Source organism: Actinomadura sp. (genome assembly GCF_044508335.1).
Taxonomy (GTDB): domain Bacteria; phylum Actinomycetota; class Actinomycetes; order Streptosporangiales; family Streptosporangiaceae; genus Spirillospora.
Window position 1 is genome coordinate 72,103 of record NZ_JBIQHY010000023.1, and the last position, 3,549, is coordinate 75,651.

A 3,549-nucleotide genomic window follows, 5' to 3' on the forward strand; every position below is an offset into this window, starting at 1 on the left:
GGGGAGCGCCTCCAGCGCGGCGTGGTCCTCGGGGTAGCGGTCGGCCATCTCGGGGACGGGACGCGGCTCCAGCAGCTCCTCGATGAGGAAGCCGGCCGCGCGGAACTCGGCGCAGATCGACGTCAGCGGGCGGCGCCAGGCCCGGATCGGCCAGTCCCGGTCGGGGCTCAGGGACTCCTCGACGGGTTCCTGCGTGAAGTAGGAGCCGCCCAGGCGCACCCAGTCCATGGTCGGGTGCTCTGTGGACAGGACGATCGCGCCGCCGGGAGTCAGGATCCGCCGGAATTCTGACAGCAGCGCCACGCGGTCGTCGATGTAGTGCGGCGCCAGGGCGAGGAGGACCAGGTCGCACGAGCCGTCCGGAACCCAGGTCAGCGGCTCCGACAGGTCGTGGACGCGCAGGTCGGCGCGGCCCCCGGTGCGCGCCCGCGCCATCTCGACGAAGGTGGGGCTCGCATCGCAGCCCATCACGCGCGCCCCGCGTTCGAGCAGCTCAGCGGCGTAGAGGCCGGGACCGCAGGCGGCGTCGAAGACCGACAGCCCGGCCACGTCGCCGGCGAGGCCGAGCACGGCGGGACGGTCGTAGAGGGCGTTGTAGGCGCTCTGCTCGGCGTGGACCGCATACTCGTGGGCGAAACGCTCATACATGTCGTTGATCGTGCCAGAAACGATCAACTCGTCCTGTCAGGGGGTCGGCCGGTCTCGGTCAGGTCCTCCGGGACGGCGGGCAGCACGGAGGCGAAGTAGTCCTGCGCGGCGACCGACGTTCCGACGTCGCGGCCGGACTTCTCCGACAGGAACCAGCGGTGTTCGAGCACCTCGTGGAACAGCTCGACGTCGTCCAGCCGGCCCCGGAGGTCGGGCGGGATGGAGTTGATGACGGGTTCGTACACCTCGGCCAGCCACTGGTTCGCCGCGACGACCTCGGGGACGGGCCCGCCGCGGACGCGTTCGAGATACCCCCGGAAGGCGGCGATGTCGTTGAGCAGGCGGCGGGCCTGGTTCTCCTGGGCGTCCAGCCCGGTGCGGGCCATGAGGAGGCGGCGGTGGTGGCCGGGCTCGGCCACCCGGGTGCGGACGCGGAGCCGCGCACCGGACGGCCCGGCGTCCACCAGCTCGACCTCGTCGACGTCGAAGCCGAGGGAGTTGATGCGGCGGAGCCGTTCGCCGATGCGGTGGCGCTGGTCGGCGGGGGAAAGGATCTCCTCGCGGGTGAGTTCGTCCCACAGCGCCCGGTACCGGCGGACGGTGTCGTCGGCGACCGCGATCGGGTCGACCGTCGCCGGGAGGGTGCCCGCGGCCGCCAGGTCGAACAGCTCCCCCGCGATCCGCTCGCGGGCCAGGGAGATGTCGTAGTCCCGCTGCCCCTCGGTGAGCGACGGGTGCAGTTCGGCGGTCTCGGCGTCCACCAGGTACGCGGCGAACGCTCCCGCGTCCATCCGGAACAGGACGTTCGACAGCGAGCAGTCGCCCCACATGAACCCCGCCAGATGCAGCCGGACCAGCAGTTCCACGAGCGCGTCCAGCAGCCGGTCGGTCGGATGCCCGTAGCGGGCGTTGGCGAACAGCGAGCGGTAGGACGAGGAGTAGTCCAGGAACCGGGTGACGAGAACGGCGTCGAGATCGGGGCGGTCGACCACCACGCCGATGACCTCGACGGCGGGCAGGCCGAGCGAGCGGAGGCGCCGCAGCAGCCGGTACTCGCGGCGCGCCAGCCGCGCGTCCAGTTCCTTCAGCGCGTACACGACCCCGCCCTCGGCGACGAAGCGGACCGTGTGCCGGGAGAGGCCGCGCTGCCGGATCTCCACGAGCCGCTCGTCGTCCCAGTCCTCCAGCGGCACCGTCCACGGCAGGTCCAGCAGGCCCGCCGCCGACCCGCCGGGCGGGGTGAACACGAAGTGCATCAGCCCGCGGGCTCGCGCTGGGCCTCGCGCTGCGCCGCGCGCGACTCCTCGGCCATCCTGCTGAGCTGCTCGACGCGCTCCTCGTCGCGGGTGAGGTTCTCGCCGGACGCCGGGTCGAAGATGTGCACCCGCGAGGTGTCGATCCACAGCTCGGCCTCGCGGCCGGGCGAGATGAGGCTGGAGGCGTCCAGCGCGACGACGGCCTGCGTGCGGAGCTGGTCGCTGTCGAGTTCGCGGGACAGGTCCCGCAGCTGAGCGGCGAGCTCCTCCGGCGCCTCGTAGGGGACGTACGCGTACAGCTCGTTCCCCAGCCATTCGGTGACGTCCACCCGGACCCGGACGATGCTCCCCTTCGCCTTCTTCTCCTCACTGACCAGCGAGGCGTCCTCGAAGTGCTCGGGGCGGATGCCCACCAGCACCACCGAGCGGTCGCCGATCGCGGCGGCCTTGCGGGAGTCGCGCAGTTCGAAGCGCCCCAGCGGGGTGTCCAGGAACCCGCCGTCCACCGACGCCGGGAGGAAGTTCATCGACGGCGACCCGATGAAGCCCGCCACGAACAGGTTGACGGGCTCCTCGTACAGCTCGCGCGGGCTCCCGACCTGCTGCAGGACGCCCTTGCGCAGCACCGCGACGCGGTCGCCGAGCGTCATCGCCTCCGTCTGGTCGTGCGTGACGTAGACGGTCGTGACGCCGAGGCGCCGCTGCAGCCGCGAGATCTCGGTGCGCATCTGCCCGCGCAGCTTCGCGTCCAGGTTCGACAGCGGCTCGTCGAACAGGAACGCGTCGGCCTGCCGGACGATCGCCCGCCCCATCGCGACGCGCTGCCGCTGGCCGCCGGACAGGTTCGCCGGCTTGCGGTCCAGGTGCTCGGTCAGCTCCAGCAGCTCGGCGGTCTCCTTGACGCGGCGCTGCACCTCGTCGTCCGGCACCTTCGCGAGGCGCAGCGGGAACGCGATGTTCTCGAACACCGTGAGGTGCGGGTACAGCGCGTAGTTCTGGAACACCATCGACAGGTTCCGCTCGCGCGGCGCGACCTTGTTGACGACCCTGTCGCCGATGCGGATCTCGCCGGACGTGATGTCCTCCAGCCCGACGATCATCCGCAGCAGCGTGGACTTCCCGCAGCCGGACGGCCCGACGAGGATCATGAACTCGCCGTCCCGGATGTCCAGCGACACGTCGTTCACGGCCGGGAACCCGTCGCCGTACCGCTTGACGATGTTCTTCATGGTGATGGCGGCCATCGATACCCCTCAGCCCTTGACGGCGCCGGACGTCAGCCCGGCCACGATGCGGCGCTGGAACGCCAGGACGATGATCACGACCGGGACCGTGACCACCACGGCGGCGGCACAGATCGCGGTGGTCGGCTGCTCGAAGAACGACTCGCCGGTGAAGAACGCCAGCGCCGCCGGAACCGGCCGGGCGTTGTCGGTGGACGTCAGCGAGATGCCGAAGACGAAGTCGTTCCAGCAGAAGAAGAACGTCAGGATCGCCGCGGTGAACACGCCGGGCGCCGCCAGTGGGACGATCACTTTGCGGAACGCCTGCCAGGTCGTGGCGCCGTCCACCTGCGCGGCCTGCTCCATCTCCCACGGGATCTCGCGGAAGAACGCCGACAGCGTCCAGATCGCGAGCGGCAGCG

4 protein-coding genes are annotated in these 3,549 nt (G+C 71.1%); all 4 read right to left on the reverse strand.

From position 1 onward, the window contains the following. On the reverse strand, positions 1–648 hold a 648-nt coding region (locus tag ACIWVC_RS11670), incomplete at its 3' end, for a class I SAM-dependent methyltransferase (RefSeq protein WP_396454129.1). A 23-nt stretch (positions 649–671) separates the two neighbouring features. Continuing rightward, entirely contained in the window at positions 672–1,904 is a 1,233-nt protein-coding gene (locus ACIWVC_RS11675; protein ID WP_396445485.1) for a DUF4032 domain-containing protein, read from the reverse strand. Then, on the reverse strand, positions 1,904–3,148 hold the full coding sequence (locus ACIWVC_RS11680; RefSeq protein ID WP_396445484.1) for an ABC transporter ATP-binding protein: 1,245 nt from the start codon (positions 3,146–3,148) through the stop codon (positions 1,904–1,906). Before ACIWVC_RS11680 ends, ACIWVC_RS11675 begins: the two co-directional genes overlap by 1 nt. 9 nt (positions 3,149–3,157) lie before the next feature. After that, positions 3,158–3,549 (reverse strand): ABC transporter permease subunit (locus ACIWVC_RS11685; protein ID WP_396454130.1); only part of this gene is annotated, 392 nt, incomplete at its 5' end.

Excerpts from the sequence above, each read along its gene's own strand:
- ACIWVC_RS11680 (WP_396445484.1), bottom strand. The coding sequence starts at position 3,148 with ATGGCCGCCATCACCATGAAGAACATCGTCAAGCGGTACGGCGACGGG.
- ACIWVC_RS11675 (WP_396445485.1), bottom strand. The coding sequence starts at position 1,904 with ATGCACTTCGTGTTCACCCCGCCCGGCGGGTCGGCGGCGGGCCTGCTG.